We start from the raw sequence: 1,529 nt of genomic DNA, 5'->3' as shown, positions 1-1,529 counted from the left end.
ACCGACCTCGAAGTTCGTGCCGGTGTGCGGACCCTCCTCTCCGCGCCCGGCCCCGCCCTGCGCGTCCAGTCCGGCGACCGCATCGGTCTCGTCGGCCGCAACGGCGCCGGAAAGACCACCACCCTGCGCATCCTCGCCGGCGAGGGCGAGCCCTACGCGGGCGAGGTCATCCGCACCGGAGACCTCGGCTACCTGCCGCAGGACCCCAAGGAGGGCGACCTCGACGTSCTCGCCAAGGACCGGGTGCTCTCSGCCCGCGGCCTCGACGCGTTGCTCCGGGACATGGACAAGCAGCAGATCCTGATGGCCGAGCTCGTCGACCCGGCCGAGCTGGACAAGGCCGTCCGCAGGTACGGGCAGCTCGAGGACCGGTTCTCGTCCCTCGGCGGCTACGTCGCGGAGAGCGAGGCGGCCCGGATCTGCAACAGCCTCGGGCTGGCCGACCGCATCCTCGGGCAGCCGCTGCGCACCCTGTCCGGCGGTCAGCGCCGCCGGGTGGAGCTGGCCCGCATCCTGTTCGCGGCGTCGGACGGCAGCGGCGGCCGCTCGGACACCATCCTGCTGCTCGACGAGCCCACCAACCACCTCGACGCCGACTCGATCACCTGGCTGCGCGGGTTCCTGCAGAACCACGACGGCGGACTGATCGTGATCAGCCACGACGTGGAACTGCTCGGCGACGTGGTCAACCGGGTGTGGTTCCTCGACGCCGTGCGCGCCGAGGCCGACGTCTACAACATGGGCTGGCAGAAGTACCTCGACGCCCGCGCCACCGACGAGCAGCGTCGCCGCCGCGAGCGCGCCAACGCCGAGAAGAAGGCCGGCGCGCTGCGCGTGCAGGCCGCCAAGCTCGGCGCCAAGGCCACCAAGGCGACCGCCGCCCAGAACATGGCCAAGCGCGCGGACAAGCTGATGGCCGCCCTCGACGACGTCCGGGTCTCCGACAAGGTCGCGCACATCCGCTTCCCGGAGCCCGCCACCTGCGGCAAGACGCCGCTGATGGCCGAGAACCTCACCAAGATGTACGGGTCGCTGGAGATCTTCGCCGGCGTCGACCTGGCCATCGACCGCGGCAGCCGGGTGGTGGTGCTCGGGCTCAACGGCGCCGGCAAGACCACSCTGCTGCGSATCCTGGCCGGCACGGAGAAGCCGAACACCGGCCAGCTGGTGCCCGGGCACGGGCTCAAGATCGGCTACTTCGCGCAGGAGCACGACACCCTCGACGACGACGCGTCGGTGTGGGAGAACATCCGGCACGCCGCGCCCGACACGGGGGAGCAGGAGCTGCGYTCGCTGCTCGGTGCGTTCATGTTCACCGGGCCGCAGCTCGAGCAGCCGGCRGGCACSCTGTCCGGCGGTGAGAAGACCCGTCTGGCGCTGGCCGGGCTGGTGTCGTCGGCGGCGAACGTGCTGCTGCTCGACGAGCCGACGAACAACCTGGACCCGATCTCCCGCGAGCAGGTGCTCGACGCGCTGCGCAGCTACAAGGGCGCGGTGGTGCTGGTCACGCACGACCCGGGTGCGGCGGA

General features: G+C 71.6%; 1 protein-coding gene. It reads left to right on the top strand.

Translation table 11 applies throughout. From position 1 onward, the window contains the following. On the top strand, positions 1 to 1,529 hold a 1,529-nt coding region (locus AC1DWC_RS26645), incomplete at both ends, for an ABC-F family ATP-binding cassette domain-containing protein (RefSeq protein WP_477912890.1).

The organism is Rhodococcus sp. P4_C10 (assembly GCF_056402135.1).
This window is presented reverse-complemented; position numbering and strand designations above follow the sequence as displayed.